Origin of the sequence: Streptomyces sp. ADI95-17 (genome assembly GCF_003846175.1) — a bacterium.
Lineage (GTDB): Bacteria > Actinomycetota > Actinomycetes > Streptomycetales > Streptomycetaceae > Streptomyces > Streptomyces sanglieri.
This window is the reverse complement of sequence record NZ_ML123046.1, coordinates 88,745-106,420: the sequence shown is the minus strand read 5'-3', so window position 1 is coordinate 106,420 and position 17,676 is coordinate 88,745. Positions and strand designations below refer to the sequence as shown.

Sequence of the window (17,676 nt, the reverse complement as noted above, 5' to 3'; positions counted from 1 at the left end):
GGTAGCCACATGACGACTACGTACGCTGTACTTAGTGAAGGTCTGGAGAAGCGATACGGCGATGTCCACGCGCTGCGGGGGCTCGATCTCGCGGTCGCCGAGGGCGCCGTCTGCGGAGTGCTGGGGCCGAACGGCGCGGGCAAGACCACCGCCGTCCGGGTGCTCACCACGTTGACCGCGCCGGACGGCGGCAGCGCCCGGGTGGCCGGCCACGACGTGGTGCGCGAGGCCGGCGCGGTGCGCGCCGCCATCGGGGTCACCGGGCAGGACGCCTCGGTCGACGGCGAGCTGTCCGGCCGGCAGAACCTGCGGCTCTTCGCCAGGCTGCAACGGTTCCGCGGCGACGCGGCGCGCACCCGCGCCGACGAACTCCTGGAGCGCTTCGAGCTGGCCGAGGCGGCCGACCGCCCGGCCCGCACCTACTCGGGCGGCATGCGCCGCCGCCTCGACCTCGCCGCCAGCCTGCTGACCCGCCCGCGGGTGCTCTTCCTGGACGAGCCGACCACCGGCCTCGACCCGCACAGCCGCAACCAGATCTGGGCGGCGGTACGGGAGCTGGCCGGCCGGGGCACCACCGTGCTGCTCACCACGCAGTACCTGGAGGAGGCCGATCAGCTGGCCGACGACATCGTGCTGATCGACCGGGGCCGGGCCGCACACCGCGGCACCCCCGCCGAGCTGAAGTCCCGCATCGGCAACTACGCCGAGGTGGTGGTCGCCCACGAGTCGGCGCTGGTCCCGGCGGCCGGCGTGCTCGACCAGCTCACCGGCGCCGAACCGGTGCTCGACCACGAACGCCGCACCGTGGGTGTCGTCGCGACCGACGCCACGCTCACCCTCCCGCGCATCGTCCGCGAACTCGACACCGCGGGCGTGCCGCTGGTCGACGCGAGCCTGCGCCCGCCCACGCTCGACGAGGTCTTCCTCCGTCTGACCGACCGCGGCGACGGTCGCACCTCCCCGCCCGTGAAGGAGACGGCAGCATGAGCAGCACGACACTGGTCCACGAGCGGCCCGCCACGTCCGCGGCCGGCACCCCCGTCGCCGACGGCCTGGCCATGCTGGGCCGCCATCTGCAGCGGATCAAGGCGGCCCCGGGCGTGGTGATCCTGACCCAGACCATGCCGATCACCATGCTGCTGTTCTTCGGGTACGTCTTCGGCAGCGCGCTGGCCGTGCCCGGTCAGGAGTACCGGGCGTTCCTGGTGCCGGGCCTGCTGGCCGCGACGGCGGCGGGCGGCATCATGACCGGGATGTTCCAGTCCGCGCAGGACTGCCATCGCGGGGTGATGGACCGCTTCCGCGCGCTGCCGATGAGCCGGCCCGCCGTGCCGTTCGGCCAGACCGCCGCCGATCTGCTGACCACGGCCGTCGGCATGGTCCCGCTGGTGCTGGTCGGGCTCGCGGTCGGCTGGCGGATCGAGGGCGGCCCGCTCGCCGCCCTGGGCGCCTTCGGGCTGTTGCTGCTGTTCCGCTTCGCCACGTCCTGGGTGGGCTGCTGGCTGGGCCTGCTGATCCGCAACGAGGAGGCGGCGGGACAGCTGGGCAGCACCACCTTCGTGCTGCCGCTGCTGTCGAGCGCGTACATCCCGACCGGCAATCTGCCGCACTGGCTGCGCACGGTCGCGGAGTGGAACCCGATCAGCGCCGTGGCCGCGGCCGTCCGCGACCTGTTCGGCAACGCGTCCCCGGCCGCCGACGCCGCCTGGCCGGTCACCCACCCGGTGGCCGGGACGCTCGCCTGGTCGGTGGTGCTCCTCGCGGTGTTCGTCCCGCTGTCCGTACGCCGTTACGCGCGCGGCGGCGAGTGAGCGTCGCCGGTCCGTTCACCGGGGCAGCGCGCAGGGCCGGTCCAGGGCGCCGAGCAGGCTGATGAAGCTCGACTCCAGGAAGGCCCCCAGCTCGCCCGGTACGTCAGGTCCACCGCGCGGCCAGCTGGTCACCGCCTCCTCCGCGAACGCCGTCCAGGCGCGGGCGGCGACGGCCAGCCGCGGCGAGTCCGGCATCCCGAGCCGGCGCTGCCCCTCCGCCACCCGCCGGGCGAGGGTGGCCCTGGTCGCGTCGACGATGTCCTCCACCGCGGGGTGACTGCCCGCTGCACCGCGGACCAGGGCGAGATAGACCCTGCGGTGCTCCAGCACGTACCGCACGAAACCGGCGATGAACGATCGCAGCCAGGGAACGGGCCTCAGCGAGGGGTCCGGTTCCGTGGCTGCGACGAAGTCGTCGCACTCCTGCTGCACCACGGCGCGGTAGAAGTCGCGCTTGGAGTCGAAATAGTGGAAGAGCAGCCCGCGTGAGATCCCGGCCCGCCGCGCCACGTCGTCCGTGGAGAGTTCGTCCAGCGAGCGGTCGGTGAGCATGTCCAGGCCGATGGCGACCAGCTGGGCCCGTCGTTCGTCGGGGCTCAGTCGCGCGGCTCGCTTTCCGGACATACATACAGTCTAGAAGTGCTTTGACACCGAAGTATTTCCGAAAGCCCGGGCCGTCACCCTCCGATGCCCCGCGAACACACCGAAGCGCTGCTGTGGGCCCTGGGGATGACGGGAGGGCGGACAGCAGCGCGGCGCCGGGACAGTGCGGTCACCGCGGCCCCGAGCGGGGGGCCGGGCGACGGACCCTGGCCGGGGAGCCCGGGCGGTGGACCGGTCGAGCGTTCGTGACGGGCCGTCGGGTCAGCGGCGGCTGCCGAAGAGCGAACGCCTCAGCCGTCGCAGCGGCGCGAAGAGCGAGACCCGCGCGCTCTTGCTCCGACGACGGTGGGCGGCATCGCGCGAGGTGAGCTCGCGCATCAGCAGGGTCGCCTCCGCAGCCTCCCGCTGCGGCACGGCAGGTCCGCCGAGCACCGCGAGATGGCGGTCGAGGCGCGAACTCGTCGCACCGCTCCCGCATGTGATGGCAGGCACACGCGGCCTGCTCCGCATCGCTATCTGTTCCATGTCACTCCCCACCCGTACGAGGGCACCCGGCCCGGGCAGGTTAACCCTATCGCCCCGCGACGACACTCGTGTATCCCGGTAGCAGGATTACGCACACACATACGGAGGTTGACACCTCACTCGCGAATCCGCCCGATTTCAGGGCGAGTTGGACAGAACGGAAACGGACGAAGGCACTCCGCCCGCGGCCCCGCCCAGGGACCGCGGGCCAGGCGCTGGTGGTATCAGGCAGCCGAGTCGAGGGCGGGCAGGTATCCGCCCGACTGTCCGGCGGCGGTGGGGTGGTAGGACTCACCGATGTTGAGCCAATTGACGCTGTGCAGCCAAGCGCTGCCGGAGCAGATCTCGTGGCCGGTGAACTTCCCCGCGACATCGGCGAAGGCGAAGCCGTGGTCGGCCGCGCGCTTGGCGGTCGTCGAGTTGAGGAAGTCGGCCGCACCGTTGATCGCGGTGCGCACCTTGTCGCTCAGGCCGACTGCGCAGCTGCCGCCGATCTTGTAGAAGCGCGGGTAGCCGAGCACGACGACACGGGCTGACGGCGCCTTGGTGTGGATCGCCGTGTACACCGAGTCGAGGTTGCCGGGCAGGGTGGACTCGACATAGCTGCGGGCCGTGGCGATGCGGTTGAGGCAGGTGGCCTCCGACTGGAGGACACAGGTCGTCATGACATCGGCGAAGCCCGCGTCATTGCCGCCGATGGAGATCGAGACCAGGTCGGTCGAGGAGTTCAGCGGGCCGAGCTGATTGGCCTTCACATCGCCCGTACGGGCTCCCGAACAGGCGGCGAAGGAGAACGAGGCGGGCGAGTTGGCGGCGGCCCAGAGGGCGGGATACGCCTTGGTGCTGCGCTTGCAGTCGCCGCTGGCACTGTCGTAACTGCCGGATCCGACACCCGAGGAGTACGAGTCGCCGAGGGCGACGTAGTCGACGGATGTGGCGGCGCCGGCGGTGGCCGCACCGGTCAGGGCGAGTACGGCACCGAGCAGGAGCGAGGACGAGAGCGTCGCGAGTCTGGACAGTTTCATGGAACCTCCCTGGGGCCGACCGCGGGATCTCCGCCCGGTCCGCCGAGACCGTGGTAGCAGTACCGGCACCCTCACCGGAAGTGCGCATGCCAACTTTCTTCTCCAGGGTCGAGCTCCCCCACGCGCCCCTTGAGCGCCCGTCATGTCCGGTGCCGCCGCCGGAAAGGGGAGGAAGACAGCGAAACCCGGGTGCGCCGGGTATCCCCGTGCCGGATCATGGGCGCCATGTCCGCCACCCCTGAGTCCGCTCTGCCGATCCGGCTCACCGTCGACGACAGCGATTCCCCGTCCGACGTGGTCGACGCGCTGTTCCTCGGCCGTTTCGCGACGGGCGAGCAGCCGTACTCGCACAGCTCCTCGCTGGAACGCGTCAAGGCCGGGGCGACGTTGCTGCCGCCGGCCGCCAAGGTGCTGCGCGTCGCCCGCGACGACAACCGCAGCGCCACGCTCGCCGAGGGCGACGGCTGGACGCTGCTCGTCTCACGGTGGAGCCGCGGCGCCGACGTCACGATCACCGCGACCAGCCCGGAGCTGGCCCGGCAGATCCTCGAACGGGCGACGGACGGCGCCCTGGACGAGCCGGAACCCCAGCCCGAGAACGTGACGATGGGCTTCTGGTACGTCTCCCCGCACCGCGGCCCGCACCGCACCACCCGGCAGATCGCCGCCGGCACCTGGGACGAGGTCCGGGGCAACTACACGGCGCCGGTGGCCGATGCCATGGACCGGCTGATGAAGGTGACGCCCGACGACATCGCGGGCCGGCTGCTCCTGCTGCACGGCCCGCCGGGCACCGGCAAGACATCCGCGCTGCGCACGCTGGCGCGCTCGTGGCGGGACTGGTGCCAGGTCGACTGCGTGCTCGACCCCGAGCGGCTCTTCAACGACGTCGGCTATCTGATGGACATCGCGATCGGCGAGGACGAGGGCACGGCCAAGGGCCGGTGGCGGCTGCTGCTGCTGGAGGACTGCGACGAGCTGATCCGCGGCGAGGCCAAGCACACCGCGGGCCAGGCGCTGTCCCGGCTGCTGAACCTCACCGACGGGCTGCTCGGCCAGGGCCGCAACGTGCTGGTGGGCGTCACCACCAACGAGGATCTGGAGCGGCTCCATCCGGCCGTGGTCAGGCCCGGCCGCTGCCTCGCCAGGATCGAGGTGGGATCACTGACCCGCAACGAGGCGGTGACCTGGCTGGGCACGGAGAAAGGGCTCGGCCGCGAGGGCGCGACGCTCGCCGAGCTGTACGCGCTGCGGCGCGGCAGCGGTCCCGCCTCGGTGCCGAAGCAGGAGTCCGGGGCGGACGCGGGCCTGTACCTCTGAGCCGGCCGGCCCGCCGCCCCGTCCCGGCTCAGCCCGTCCCGTACGCCGCGCGCACCGCGTCGCGCACCAGGGACAGTGCCTCGTCCCGGGACAGGCCCAGCCGCCGCGCCTGGTCCGCGTACTCCTGTGCCGCGGCGGCCGCATGACGGTCCGCCGCGTCACCGGCGGCGGCGACGAACGTGCCGTTGCGGCCGCGGGTCTCGATCACCCCGTCGGCCTCCAGCGCGCGGTACGCCTTCGCGACGGTGTTGGCGGCAAGGCCCAGCTCCTCGGCGAAGCCGCGTACCGTCGGAAGTCTGAAACCGACCGGCAGCGCGCCGGAGCGGGCCAGTTCGGAGATCTGCGTGCGCAGTTGCTCGTACGGGGCGGTACCGGCGTCCGGATCAAGAACGATCTTCAGGGTCACGCCCCGATTCTCCCCCACGTCCGCCGCGGCGCCGGAAATTCGGGGGCGGCCGGTGGCGGCCCCCGCGTAACGTCCGGCCCATGACTGTCATTGTTCGTGACTTCCTCCCGGCCGACGCGGAAGGCTGGGTACGGGTCTGGCGGGCCGCCCTGCCCTTCGTGGTGACGACACCCGAGTCCGTCATCTTCCGGCTGGCCTCCGCCCACCCCGACAAGCGCTACCGGCTGCTGGTCGCCGAGGTGGAAGGGGAGCTCGTCGGGACCGCGCAGGTCGGCCTCGCCCACGACAGCCCCGAACCCGGCCAGGGGTTCTGCAACACGTACACGCATCCGGACCGCATCGGGCTCGGCGCGGGTGCGCTGCTGGTGCGCACGGCCGAGGAGCACCTGGCGCGGGAGGGCGCGAGCACGGTCTACACCTGGGTGCTCGACACCCCGTCGAACCGGGCCTTCGCCGAGAAGCGCGGCTATGCGCCGAGCCGGCCGGCGTACTTCTCCCGGCTCGGGCTGACGGAGGGGGCGCTGCCGCCCCGTCAGGAGCTGCCGCCGGGCGTGGAGCTGCGTACCGCCGCGGACTTCGCGGACGACCCCCGCCCGCTCTTCGAGGCGGACGCCGAGACCACGGCCGACGAACCGAGCGACACCCCGGCCCTGCTGGACGACTACGAGGACTGGCTGAATCACACCTGGCGTGCTCCCGGGCTCGACCGCGAGCTCACCTCGGTCGTGGTGGTGGACGGCGAAGTGGCGGCGTTCAGCGCGGCGGAGACCGACGGTCTGACCCGCTACTGGTCGGGGATGACCGGGACCCGCAGGGCGTACCGCGGCCGGGGCCTGGCCAAGCTCGCCAAGAACGACTCGCTGCACCGGGCACGCGCGGCCGGTTACACGGACGCGTACACCGCCAACGACGCGGACAACGGACCGATGCTGGCCGTCAACCGATGGTTCGGCTACGAAATCTGTGCCACGAACGTGCGCCATGTCCGCAAGCTCGGCTGAGGCCGCCGTGGTGGTCGCCCTGGTGAAGGCCGGGCGGACCAAGATCCGGTATCCGGCGGATGTGGTGCGCGACGACGGGGTCCGGGTGACGGTGCGCGCGCCGTGGGCGGCGCCGGGCGTCCGTGACTTCGGCTTCGTGCGGTTCGAGCCGGGTGATGTGTTCACCGAGCACTACTGGCGCGACCGCTGGTTCGCCGTGAAGGAGGTCCGTACCGGCGCGGGCGGGCTCAAGGGCTGGTACTGCGACATCACCCGCCCCGCGGTGCTGCGGGACGGGGAGCTGCTGGTGGAGGACCTGGACCTGGATCTGTGGGTGTCGGCGGACGGCTCGTCCGTACTGCGGCTGGACGAGGACGAGTTCGAGGAGAGCGGTCTTGCCGGACGCGATCCGGCGGCGGCCGGGGCGGCGCTGCGGGCTCTGGACGAGCTGGAGCACCTGGCCCGCACCGAGGGGCTGGCGGCGCTGCTGGCCTGACCGGCGGACGGCGGAACGCGTTCCGGCTTCCGGGCGGACCGCCGCACGGTCCGCCCGGAAGCGGGTCCCCCGCCTCGGTCAGCCGCCGGCCCGACGGCCGCAGCGGAACAGGGGGTTCGGCATGCTGAACGGGACGTCCCCGAACGAGGCCTCGACCTCCGCCATCGAGGACGGCAGGTCGAAGGGCAGCACCCCCTCCGCGTCGCGGCGCCCGAACACGACGTCCAGCACCAGATCGTCGTACGCCCCGAAGCTCCCGGTCAGCAGGGCGGCGGCGGCCGAGAGCCCGGTGAGGACGGCGGGGCGGTCGAGGAAGACGTCGACGGCGGTGGGCACCGTGGCGCACAGTGCCTCCAGCCGCCGGATCTCCTCTGGCGGGAATTCCAGGGAGCCGGAGTGGAAGTGCCGCTCCAGCGGTGACTCCCGCTGCTCGTAGGGGGCCTGGAGCCGTACGACGGCGAGGTCGGCCTCCTCGGGGCGTTCGACGACCCGGCCGTAGCGGGCCGCCACGGCCGGGTCCACGTTCTCCACGTACACGGCGGGCGACGCCGGAATCCGGTTCAGCGCGCCCCGGCGGGGGGTGAGCCGGACCAGCGAGCGGCGCTGCGCCCGCCGGCCCAGCTCGCGGGTCGCCGGGCTGCCGACGAGCGCCTCGGCGGCCTCGGGGTCCACATAGGGGTCCTCGAAGAGGCCGAGCCGGAACTTGTCCCGCAGGATGCGGCGGGCGGAGGTGTCGATGCGGTCCTCGGCCACCGATCCGTCCCGGACGGCATCGGTCAGCAGGGCGGCCCTGGTCTCGCCGCCGAGCTGGTCGACCCCGGCGTCCAGCAGCTTCAGCAGCTGTTCGGTGAGGGAGAGGTGTTCCACGCCCCAGTTGCGCGGGGGCAGTTCCCCCAGTCCCGGGATGTCCAGGCCGGTGAGCACGTTGAAGTCGCTGCACACCACGCCGTCGAAGCCGAGGCGTTCGCGCAGCAGCCCGGTGATCGCCTCCCGGCTGAAGCTCGCGCCGACCTCCGGCAGTCCGCTGCCGCCGGGGATCGAGTAGCAGGTCATCATCTGTGCGGTGCCGGCTCCGAGGGCCGCCTCGAAGGGCTTCAGGTGCTGTTCGAGGTTGTTGCCGGAAAACGCCTGCCACTTGCCGCGGGCGAAGTGCGAGTCCTCCCCGTCCGCCTGGGGGCCGTGCCCGGGGAAGTGCTTGGTCATGCAGGCGACGCCGGTTGCGAGGGAGTCACCCTGCATGCCCCGGACATAGGCGGCCAGCATCCGTCCGGCGCGGTCCGCGTCCTCGCCGAAGGTGCCGCTGATCCGGGCCCAGCGCGGTTCGGTGGCCAGATCCGCCATCGGGTGCAGGGCCAGCCGGATCCCGACGGCCCGCAGTTCGCCGGCGACGGCGCGGGCGAACTCCTCGACCAGGTCGGGGTCGTCGGTCGCGGCGAGCCCGATCGGCTCGGGGCCCGGACTGAACCCGCCGCCGGTGTGGGCGGTGGCGGGGTTGGACACGACACCGTGCCGGGGGTCGGAGGAGAGCGTGACCGGTATCCCGAGGCGGGTGGCCGCGGCGAGGTCCTGGACGTGGTTGTTCCAGCGGGCCATCTCCCCCGGGGAGGGCACCTGCATCATCGCGAAGTGGTTGATGTGCCGCTCACCGATCAGCTCCGCGCCGGAGCGGTACGGTCCCCGGTCGCCGGCGAGCATCCGCCCGTGGCACAGGAGGCCGGCCTTCTCCTCCAGGGTCATCCGGGCCAGCAGATCGGTGACCCGGTCCTCCACCGGGAGCCTCGGGTCCTCGTACGGCTCCATGGTGCCGTTGTGGTTGAGGTCGCGGAAGAGTGTTCCGTCGTGATGGCGTACGAGTTCGGGCACGGAGCGGTCTCCTGTCGGGCGGCGGTGGTCAGTCACGGACGAGCCTCGGGTGCCGGATCAGCGGGGTCAGGGCGGTGGCGAGCAGTGCGGCGACGGCGCCGCCGAGGAAGAGCGCGAAGTAGTTCTTCTCCGCCGACGCCCCGACCGGGTCGCTGCCGAGGGCGAGAAGCACGGGTGCGAGCACCGGGGCGAGGGTCTGGGGCAGCGCCTTGGCGATGTTGAACACCCCCAGGTAGCGGGCCGAGTCGCCGCCGTCCGGCATCACCCGCAGGACCAGGGCGAGGTCGACGGCGTAGAAGGCGCCCAGTCCGACGGCGGCCACCGCGGTGGCGAGATAGACCGGCCACACGGACGCGGAGAACATCTTGATCACCATGGCCGTGGTCATCAGCGTCCCGGAGCCGACGACGAGCGCCCGGTAGGCACCCGTGCGCGAGGCGACCCGGCCGAAGACGGCGGCGGCGAGCACGTTCCCGGCCAGCGAGACCAGGCCGGTGGCGGAGACCAGCGCGGCGGCCTCGGAGACCGACATGTCCAGCCGGGCCATCAGGAAGTACAGCCCGTAGGCGCCGATCAGGGCGTTGGCGAACTGGAGCAGAAAACGCTGGCACCACACCACGGTGAAGGCCGGAGAGGTGCGCGGGTCGAACAGCAGGCTGCCGAGGACGCTGCGCAGGTTCACCGCCTTCCCGGTTCGACCCGCGCCGCCGCCGGGGACGGCGGGCTCGCGCAGCAGGAGCCAGGCGAGTACGGCACCGAGGGCGCCGATCGCCGCCGGGATCAGGAACAGGGCGGTGGTGTTGCCGGGAATCGTTCCGACCAGGACGAGTCCGGGGACGATGCCGGCGAATCCGGCGGCGCCGAACAGCCCGGACATGGTGGCCTGTTGCGCCGGCGGCACCCGGTCCGCGATCACGGCGGAGAGTGCGGCGAGCGCGGCGTTGTAGGCGGCCTGGGCGAGGAGCCAGCCGAGGACGAGCTGGGTGGTCGAGTGGGCGGTGGCCATCACCGCTCCGGCGGGCAGTCCCACCACGAGACCACCGGCGATCCACGGCCTGCGCCGGCCGAAGCGGCCCGTGGTGCGGTCCGAGAGGTGTCCGAAGACGGGGTTGAGCAGCAGGGCGGCGATGGAGCCCACCGCCATGACGGTGGCGAGCACCTGTTCCTTGCGGTCGGGTGCGATCTCCTGGACCTTGAGTCCGAGGGTGGCCACGATGGGCGTCGCGAGCGCGAAGGTGATCATCAGCTCGGTGACGATCAGCGCCACGAGGAGGCGGCGCGGTGCGGTGGGCCGGATGTCCGCCGCGGGCGCTTCCGTCACGAGGGCCTTCGGCCTGGTTTCGGTCATGGTGTGTGTCCCTGGGGGCTGTTGCTCGGTGGCGGGGTGTCAGAGCCCGGAAGGGGCGGCGGGGACGGACTCCCGGGCCTGGGCGGCCTTGGTCCGGAACGAGGCGATCGCGGCCGGGTCGACGCCGCAGCCGTGCAGGAACTTCTCGGTGCCGCCGTGGCGGGTGCGGATGCCGTCCATGAAGGCGCGGATCGCCCCGGCGGGGGCCTCCAGCAGCGCGGGCGGAATCTCCTGGCCGCCGTGGGCCGTCGCGCTCCCGGTGTTCGCGGCCGGGTCCTTGGTGTTGAGCGCGCCGAGGCCCGCGGCGCCGGCCAGCGCGGAGAAGATCCGGGGCAGGGCCTCGGCCGTGCGGGCGTAGTCGTCGGCGATCCCGTCCGCCGGGACGCCGGCCAGGTCGAGCAGCAGGGCGACGACCAACCCGGTGCGGTCCTTGCCGGCGGCGCAGTGCACCAGGGCCGCGCCGGGGGCCGTGACTGCCGTGACCGCGTCCGCGATCGCCCCGGGCGTGCTCTCGGCCAGGGTGAGGTAGAAGCGGCCGAGGTCGTCGGCGGTGCGCAGCGAGCGGGGGTCGATCGTCGCCATTTCGGCGGTGGCGTCCAGCGGGGCCCACCGGACCCGGATGCCGGCTTCCTCGGCCGCCGCCCAGTCCGCGGCCGAGCGTTCGGCGCCGCCGCGCAGGTCCACGATCGTGCGGATGTCCCGTGCCAGCAGTTCGCGGACGGTGTCCTGATCCGCGGCGGGGAACGGCTGTGCGGAGCGGAAGAGGATCCCGGGGCATATCCGGTTACGGTGGGAATCGGCCGTCAGGGCGGGGTCACGGAAGTTCAGCAGGGGCACGGGGACCTCACGGGGGGTGCGGGGGCGGTCGGTGGTCTGGCCGTCACCGCCGTCGGCGCCCGGAAAAGGGCTCCACGGGGAGACATCTAGATGTCTAGATGTCCTGGGTGCGACTATCCGGCCCTACGGGTGACCGGCACATGAACATCGGTGAAATGACCGGGTCGCGACGCTCGGCGGCGCCGGATCCCCGTCCCGGACGGCTCACGGAGCTTCGTACTATCCAGGGGTGCCGAACCACCGAAGGACCAGTCCGCGCTATCTGCAGTTGGCCCGCCTCATCCAGGAACGCATCGACGCCGGAGAGTTCCCGGCCGGCTCCCGGCTGCCGAGCGAGCCCGAGATGTGCGCCGAGTTCGGCGTCAACCGGCTGACCGTCCGTGAGGCCGTCGCGGAGCTGGAGCGGGCCGCCGCCATCGAGATCCGCCGGGGCGTCGGCACCTTCGTGCGCCCGCCCGTCGCCCGGGTCTCGATCGCGGTCGACCCCCGCAGCCAGCGGTTCGACATGGGCAGTACGCACACCTCGCTGCCCGACTCCACCGCCGGACAGGGCATGGACGTGCAAGAGACGATCACCGCCGCCCTCCCCGCGGGCACCGCCACCACCGACGAGGAGGCGGCCCGCCATCTGGGCCGGCCCCTCGCCGTCCTGTCCCGGGTGGAGAGCGTGTTCTCCATCGGCCCGGAGTCCTGGGGCATCAGCACCTACTGGATGCCGTCCGCCCTGCTGCCCCGGGAACTCACGGCCCCCGGACCGGTGGAGAACCTGGTCCGCACCCTGGCCGACAGCGCGGGCATCACCCTGGAGTACGACTGGCGCGCCTTCAGCGCCATCGGGGCCGACATCGGCGACGCCGACATCCTGGGCGTACCGGCCGGGAGCCCCCTGCTGGTCCGCGAGGGCGTCAGCTGCACCCCCGACGGCGAGCCGGTGCTCTATGTCCGCCGGCGCATCCAGGGAGAACGCGCCCGCTTCGTACTGAACTTCCGCGACCCCGGCCCGCCCCTGCCGCAGACCCCCGCGAGCCCGGCCTGATCCGGACGAGAGGCCCCGGACGGAGAGGCCCTAGTCCCGGCGCTGCGCCCACACATCGGTGTACGGCGCCGGTTCCTGAGGGGCCGGGCGGGGCTGATGGAATCCGGCGACCAGCTCCACCTCGTACCCTGCGGCGTCCTCCAGGTAGGCGGCGATGTGCCCTTCGCCGCCCGCGTGCGGGTAGCGGTCCGCGAAGAGCGGCCGCCAGCCGTGCTCCGGGGCCCTCGCCACCAGTGCGTCGAGGGTGGCCCGGTCACGGACGTGGAACGCGAGGTGGTTGAGCCCGGGGCGGTGCCGGTCGTGCGGGCCCGGGGCCAGATCGGGCGACTGCTCGACCACGACATAGCCGTCGCCGCGCCGCCAGCTCCGCCCGTGTTCCCAGCGCTGGTACGGGACATGGCCCAGCTCGCCGAGGAGCCAGCCCCAGCCTCGCTCGGCCACCGCCAGATCGGGCACCCACAGCTCGATGTGGTGCACCTCGCCGGTGCCGGAGCGGGCGGCGGGCAGTGGAACGGCGCGGCGGACGCCGTCCGGCTCGTACGCCACGGTGTCGCCGTCCTCGTGCCAGTGGACCAGGAAGTGCTCCCCCGCCCGGTAGCCCTCGATCCCCGCCCGGCAGTAGGCGACGGCATCGTCCGGGAGTGCGTCCAGCGGGAACCAGGCCAGCTCGGAGCACTTGTCCGGTTCACGGTTGTACGGCGGACGTTCCGGGTCGTACTCCGCCTCGAAGAACCAGCCGGTCCTGGGGCTGCCGCCGGGGCCGCGGTGCTGCATGACCAGGGCGACCCGCAGCTCGTCCGGCCCCAGTTCGACGCCGATCTCCTCGGCCGCCTCACGGATCATCGCCTCGCGGACGTCCTCGCCGTCCTCGACGTGTCCGGACGGGGCGTTGAACAGCCCGTCCGCGTAACCCGTGCCGGCCCGGCGGGCGAGCAGGACCTCGGGGCCCCGGCGCAGAATCAGATGGACATCGACGACCTCGGTGTGCCGGTGCGGCGGCTCGGCGCGGGCCACCAGGGCGTAGCGCTCGTCGTCGACCCGCTTGCCCCACAGGTCCGGGTCGTCGGAGAGCCGCTCGTGGTGGATGCGCTCGGTGAGTTCCGAGAGCAGACCGGTCAGTTGCCCGGCACCGGGGCCGACGCCGCCCCGGACGCCCTCGACCAGGATCAGCCGGCCGCCGGGCCGCAGCAGGGTGAACCAGTGGCGCAGGGCCGCCGCCGGGTCGGGCAGCAGCCACACCACATGTCTGGCCATGACCACGTCGAACTGCTGATTGCCGACCGGCGGTCGGGCCGCGTCCCCGAGCAGGACCGCGGTGCCCGTCCCGGCGAGCTTGGCCCGGGCCCGCTCCACCATGCGCGGGGAGCGGTCGACGGCGGTGACCCGGTGGCCCTGCCCGGCGACGAGGAGGGCCAGGCTCCCGGTGCCGCACCCCAGGTCGAGCACCTCGGAACGCCCGCCGGGCAGCCAGCTCTCCAGCCGCTGCGCCCAGGCGTGCCGGACCACCGGGTCGAGCAGCCCGTGGTCGGGTTCCTCGTCGAAGGAGTCGGCGGCGGAGTCCCAGTCGATCGTCGTCATGGGTAGATCGTGCCAGCCGCCGCCGGCAGCGGTACGAAGGATCCGTCGGCCCCGCACGCCCGGACCCCTCGTACCGCGGCTTCCCGCGCGTCCGTGCTATCCGACGGCCGAGGCGCAGGTGGTGGGAGTGGCGTGCGCCGGGTCCAGGGCGTTCGCCACCTCGTGGTAGGCGACCCGGTCGACGGTGCCGATCGCCACGTGCTCGGAGAAGTCGACCGGGCACAGGTCCTGGAGCAGGACGTTGCGTACGTCCGGCCCGTCCAGGAACTGTGTGCGGTACGGGGTCACGACCTCGTCGTACCTGGTCGCGATGACGGTGTAGTGCACTCCGGGCACGGTGTCGGGGAGCGAGTTGAGCTTGGTGATGAACGGAGAGCCCGCCACCTGGTCGGCGAGACCCGGGGTGTTGGCGTTCAGCAGGTCCTCGGCCCCCGGGAAGTACGGCAGCAGCTTCGTCAGGCCGAGCAGGGTGGTGCCGTGGTTGTCGGGCGCGAGCCCGATCATGGCGTTCACCTTGGCGGCCCCGCCGAGGAACTTCAGGTAGTAGTTCGGCATCATGCCGCCCTGGGAGTGGCCCACGAGGTCGGCCTCGGCCGCTCCGGTGGCGGCGAGCACCTTGTCGACGAACGAGGAGAGCTGTCCGGCGGACTTGTCGACCGGGCCGAGTCCGTTGAAGAGCGGCACACCGGGCAGTTGCCCGTAGTCGAGCGAGTAGACGCAGTAGCCCCGGTCGACCAGGTAGGGCGCGAGGACCAGCCAGTTGTCGATCGAGTTCCCGAAGGTTCCGTGGACCAGGACGACGGGGCGGGGATGGGCTGCGGAGGGCTTGCAGGAGTAGTCGTTCCAGCCACGGGAGGTGGCTGTTGCGGCAGTGGGGGTGGCTGCAGCGGCAGCGGCCGTGGGGGTGGCGGCTGCGGCGACGGCGAGGAGCAGTGCGGCGAGGGTTCTGCGCGCGCGTGGGGCGCGCGACGCACGTGTCCAGGGCAGCATCGTGTGGTCTCCTTGCGGCTCAAGGGAGTTGCGATGTCTGTACACCCTGCGGCCCGGACCACAGTTCTGACTGCTGATTCATCCGTGTTCCCGGGCCAAATTACGCGCGAGTAAGGTGGCCTGGGAAGTTACGCGTCGGTAAAAAGTGATGATCCGTCGATCGGGCGAACCCGAAGGGGCGATCAGGCCGCGAGCCGCCCCGGCATCACGGCCCGCGGGCCGAACCTGTCCCGCAGCCGGTCCGCCACCGCCTCGATCCGGCGCGCCCGCTCGTCCACCGGGTCGAACGACAGCTGGTGCGCGGCCCGCTCACTCTCCATCAGCCCCTCCGCGCGCAGCGCGATCCCCCGCACCCGGGCCCGCTGCAGGGCGAACGAGTCATGGATCCGGTACGCGAGCGCGGTGAGCGCCGCGGAGTGGGCGGTGGGTTCCCGGAGCGTACGGCTGCGGGTGAGCGTCGAGTATCCGGTCCGGTCGGCGTAGCGCACGCTGACCGCGAGGCCGCGGCAGACCTGCCCGTCCCCGCGCATCCTGGCCCCCAGCTCCTCGGTGAGCGACATGAGCGCGCGGCGCTGCCGTTCCCGGTCCAGCTCGTCGCGGGGGAAGGTCCGTTCGGCGGCGATCGACCGGGCCGCGGCGCCCGGCAGGACCGCCGTGCGGTCGATGCCGTGTGCCCGCTCCCACAGTTCGCGCCCGGTCCGTACGCCGGTGATCCGCTGGAGGGTGCCGAGCGGGGCCGCCGCGATCCGGCCGACGGAGTCGAGCCCGTAGGAGCACAGGGTGCGGGCCGTAGCCGCGCCGACGCCGTCCAGCGCCGAGGCCGGCCGGTCCGCGAGGAACTCCGCCGCCCCGCCCCCGGGCACCACGAAGGTCGTCCCGGGCGCGGCCCGGCGGGCCGCCATCCGGGCCAGCATCGGGTTCTCCGCCGCCCCGACGGCGCAGTCCACGCCGTGCAGGGCGAGCGCACGGATCCGGATCACCGAGGCCAGCCCCCGCACGTCCAGCCCGAAGTAGCGCAGCGCGCCACGCACATCGGCGAGCGCCCCGTCGGGCGGGGCCGCCTCGACGACCGGGGTGAGCGCGCCGAGCAGGGCGAGCAGCCCCTCGTGCCCCGCGCTGTCCGGGAGGCCGCCGCCGACCTTGCTGAACCGCAGGTACAGGATGCCCGGCACCTCGGGTGCGGTGCTCATCCCGCGCTCCCCGGGCTCTGGTGCCACAGCTTCCTGCCGGTGGCGACGCCTTCGCCGGGCGGCTGGAGGTCGGACCAGGGGTTCATCTCGTATCCGGTGGGCAGCTGGATGCGACGGCCGTCGGCGGCGGGTTCGGTCTCCTCCGCCGGGGGTTCCTCCGCCAGCCGGTCCGCGACCGCGTCGAGTCCGCCGGTGCGCCGCAGCTCGGCCAGCTCCGCCAGGTTCCAGGCCGCCGCGCCGACCACGCTCAGGCTCCGCGGGCCGCGTCGCTGCACCACTCCGCGCACCAGCAGCAGCCAGGAGTGGAAGACGGTGTGCGCGCAGGCGGCGTGGCTGTCGTCGAAGAAGGCCAGGTCGACCAGGCCCGTGCCGTCGTCCAGGGTGGTGAAGACGACCCGGCGGCCGGAGCGTCCTGTTGACTGCACCTATGCGTGAGGACCAGAAGGCCCCGGGACTGAGAGGTGTGGTGTGCAGAGCGTGCGGACGGAGCTTCGCGAGGGGCGTGTCGACCTGCGACGAGTGGGCAGCGTCGTGGCTACTGACCAGGCCTTTCCACCCTGGACGGTGCTGGACTCAAGTGACGTTCCGATCGGGGCAGTTGTCGACTACTTGAGGAGCCTGGCCCTGGGTTCATCGAGCCCGTCAACCTGTCGCAGCTATGCCTATGACCTGTTGAGGTGGTTTCGGGTCCTCTGGCAACTCGGGATCGCCTGGGACCGGGCGACGGTCAGCGAGGTGGAGTGCTTGGTGGGGTGGATGAGGACCGCGGCCAACCCACAGCGTGAAAGGCGCAGCGCGGATTCGCCTCCGCCAGGATCAGTGAATCTGCGGACCGGAAAGCAGACGCTCGGACCGGGGTACGCGGCTCGGACCATCAACCACGCGTTGACCGTGATCTCCAGTTTCTACGAATTCCATGCCGGAAACGGCGCCGGGCCTGTCGTAAATCCAGTGCCGGCGTCCAAGGACCGGCGTGCAGAGCTGTCTCACCGGAGTCCGATGGAAGCGCCAATCCATGTACGGCGAGCACGACTCCGGCAACGCGTACCCAAGCGGCTCCCCCGGTCGCTTCCGGACCTCATGTGGGACGAGTTGTTCGAGGCGATGAGGAACGACCGGGACAGGGCGCTCCTCTCCTGCTATGTCTCAAGCGGTGCGCGTGCGGAAGAACTGCTGGGTATCGAGATCGGGGACGTCGACTGGGCGGGTCAGCAGATCTACGTCGTCTCCAAGGGAACGAAGACCCGGGAGCCGGTGCCCGCGTCGCCCGACGCCTTTCGGTATTTGGCCGCATACCTTTCTCAGGCTGGAGTGCCCAAGGCGGGCGAGAAGCTCTGGAGGGCTTTGCGTGGCGATCCGAGGCCTCTCACCTATTCGGCCATGCGCCGGGTCCTGCAACGAGCAAACGCAAAGCTTCAGACCAACTGGACGCTGCATGATCTCCGACATACCGCTGCGACTCGGATGGCGAACGACCCGAAGATGACTCTCCCCGAGGTACAGCGGGTGATGCGCCACGCGAAGCTCGACACAACGGGCATCTACCTGACGGTCCGCCTGGACGAGATGACCGAGAAGCTTCAGGACTTCTATACGCGTCCGCGCCAGGTACCGAAGTTCGCGCCGGGCTACGACCCGGAGGACGTCCGGGCGGTGTTCGGTGGCTGA

At 72.2% G+C, this 17,676-nt stretch carries 17 protein-coding genes and 1 pseudogene; 7 read left to right on the top strand and 11 right to left on the bottom strand.

What is annotated here, in order from left to right; translation table 11 throughout:
- The first annotated feature begins 9 nt into the window (after positions 1 to 9).
- Positions 10 to 987: an ATP-binding cassette domain-containing protein gene (locus EES42_RS14355; RefSeq protein WP_124718622.1), complete on the top strand. Its 978-nt coding sequence runs from the start codon at positions 10 to 12 to the stop codon at positions 985 to 987.
- Between the two features lie 71 nt (positions 988 to 1,058).
- Positions 1,059 to 1,811: an ABC transporter permease gene (locus tag EES42_RS14350; RefSeq protein WP_241196455.1), complete on the top strand. Its 753-nt coding sequence runs from the start codon at positions 1,059 to 1,061 to the stop codon at positions 1,809 to 1,811.
- A 15-nt stretch (positions 1,812 to 1,826) separates the two neighbouring features.
- Here EES42_RS14350 and EES42_RS14345 read toward each other — a convergent pair whose 3' ends face one another.
- From EES42_RS14345 to EES42_RS14335, 3 genes are all read right to left on the bottom strand, one after another.
- The gene (locus EES42_RS14345; RefSeq protein WP_124718620.1) at positions 1,827 to 2,435 is read right to left on the bottom strand and encodes a TetR/AcrR family transcriptional regulator; all 609 of its coding nucleotides are present in this window, start codon (positions 2,433 to 2,435) and stop codon (positions 1,827 to 1,829) included.
- Between the two features lie 240 nt (positions 2,436 to 2,675).
- Positions 2,676 to 2,939, bottom strand: coding sequence for a hypothetical protein (locus EES42_RS14340; RefSeq protein ID WP_206433474.1), 264 nt, complete (start codon positions 2,937 to 2,939; stop codon positions 2,676 to 2,678).
- A gap of 224 nt (positions 2,940 to 3,163) precedes the next feature.
- Positions 3,164 to 3,964 carry an SGNH/GDSL hydrolase family protein gene (locus EES42_RS14335; RefSeq protein WP_124718619.1) on the bottom strand — a complete coding sequence of 267 codons (801 nt, stop codon included), beginning with the start codon at positions 3,962 to 3,964 and terminating at the stop codon, positions 3,164 to 3,166.
- A 216-nt stretch (positions 3,965 to 4,180) separates the two neighbouring features.
- On the opposite strand from EES42_RS14335, the gene EES42_RS14330 reads away from it, so the two are divergent.
- A complete protein-coding gene (locus EES42_RS14330) occupies positions 4,181 to 5,284 on the top strand; it encodes a DUF5925 domain-containing protein (RefSeq protein ID WP_206433473.1) in 1,104 nt (367 codons plus the stop codon).
- 28 nt (positions 5,285 to 5,312) lie between these two features.
- Here the strand turns inward: EES42_RS14330 and EES42_RS14325 are convergent, their stop codons facing one another.
- Positions 5,313 to 5,690, bottom strand: a complete 378-nt coding sequence (locus EES42_RS14325; protein WP_124718617.1) for a GntR family transcriptional regulator — start codon at positions 5,688 to 5,690, stop codon at positions 5,313 to 5,315.
- A gap of 80 nt (positions 5,691 to 5,770) precedes the next feature.
- Between EES42_RS14325 and EES42_RS14320 the strand changes: the two genes are divergently transcribed.
- A complete protein-coding gene (locus EES42_RS14320; protein ID WP_124718616.1) occupies positions 5,771 to 6,691 on the top strand; it encodes a GNAT family N-acetyltransferase in 921 nt (306 codons plus the stop codon).
- The gene (locus EES42_RS14315; RefSeq protein WP_124718615.1) at positions 6,672 to 7,166 is read left to right on the top strand and encodes a ribonuclease FAU-1 family protein; all 495 of its coding nucleotides are present in this window, start codon (positions 6,672 to 6,674) and stop codon (positions 7,164 to 7,166) included. The genes EES42_RS14320 and EES42_RS14315 overlap by 20 nt, the downstream gene beginning before the upstream one ends.
- Before the next feature lie 78 nt (positions 7,167 to 7,244).
- Here EES42_RS14315 and EES42_RS14310 read toward each other — a convergent pair whose 3' ends face one another.
- From EES42_RS14310 to EES42_RS14300, 3 genes are read right to left on the bottom strand one after another with little or no spacing between them, the layout of a single operon-like run.
- Positions 7,245 to 9,029 (bottom strand): glycoside hydrolase family 3 protein, encoded by a 1,785-nt coding sequence (locus EES42_RS14310; RefSeq protein WP_241196389.1) that lies wholly within the window; start codon positions 9,027 to 9,029, stop codon positions 7,245 to 7,247.
- A 28-nt stretch (positions 9,030 to 9,057) separates the two neighbouring features.
- Positions 9,058 to 10,377: an MFS transporter gene (locus EES42_RS14305; RefSeq protein WP_124718614.1), complete on the bottom strand. Its 1,320-nt coding sequence runs from the start codon at positions 10,375 to 10,377 to the stop codon at positions 9,058 to 9,060.
- Positions 10,378 to 10,416: 39 nt separating this feature from the next.
- The gene (locus EES42_RS14300) at positions 10,417 to 11,214 is read right to left on the bottom strand and encodes a tyrosine-protein phosphatase (protein ID WP_124718613.1); all 798 of its coding nucleotides are present in this window, start codon (positions 11,212 to 11,214) and stop codon (positions 10,417 to 10,419) included.
- Positions 11,215 to 11,443: 229 nt separating this feature from the next.
- Here EES42_RS14300 and EES42_RS14295 point away from each other — a divergent pair, with 229 nt between their 5' ends.
- Entirely contained in the window at positions 11,444 to 12,250 is an 807-nt protein-coding gene (locus EES42_RS14295) for a GntR family transcriptional regulator (protein WP_124718612.1), read from the top strand.
- Between the two features lie 30 nt (positions 12,251 to 12,280).
- On the opposite strand, the gene EES42_RS14290 is transcribed toward EES42_RS14295, so the two are convergent.
- From EES42_RS14290 to EES42_RS14275, 4 genes and pseudogenes are all read right to left on the bottom strand, one after another.
- Positions 12,281 to 13,828 carry a trifunctional class I SAM-dependent methyltransferase/NUDIX hydrolase/VOC family protein gene (locus EES42_RS14290; protein ID WP_124718611.1) on the bottom strand — a complete coding sequence of 516 codons (1,548 nt, stop codon included), beginning with the start codon at positions 13,826 to 13,828 and terminating at the stop codon, positions 12,281 to 12,283.
- A gap of 96 nt (positions 13,829 to 13,924) precedes the next feature.
- On the bottom strand, positions 13,925 to 14,818 hold the full coding sequence (locus tag EES42_RS14285; protein WP_124718610.1) for an esterase/lipase family protein: 894 nt from the start codon (positions 14,816 to 14,818) through the stop codon (positions 13,925 to 13,927).
- 182 nt (positions 14,819 to 15,000) lie between these two features.
- Positions 15,001 to 16,008 carry a DNA polymerase Y family protein gene (locus tag EES42_RS14280; protein ID WP_124718609.1) on the bottom strand — a complete coding sequence of 336 codons (1,008 nt, stop codon included), beginning with the start codon at positions 16,006 to 16,008 and terminating at the stop codon, positions 15,001 to 15,003.
- Positions 16,005 to 16,418: pseudogene (locus EES42_RS14275) on the bottom strand (OB-fold nucleic acid binding domain-containing protein); the annotation flags it as partial. The gene EES42_RS14280 and the pseudogene EES42_RS14275, both read right to left, overlap by 4 nt.
- A 67-nt stretch (positions 16,419 to 16,485) precedes the next feature.
- On the opposite strand from EES42_RS14275, the gene EES42_RS14270 reads away from it, so the two are divergent.
- The gene (locus EES42_RS14270; RefSeq protein ID WP_124718608.1) at positions 16,486 to 17,676 is read left to right on the top strand and encodes a tyrosine-type recombinase/integrase; all 1,191 of its coding nucleotides are present in this window, start codon (positions 16,486 to 16,488) and stop codon (positions 17,674 to 17,676) included.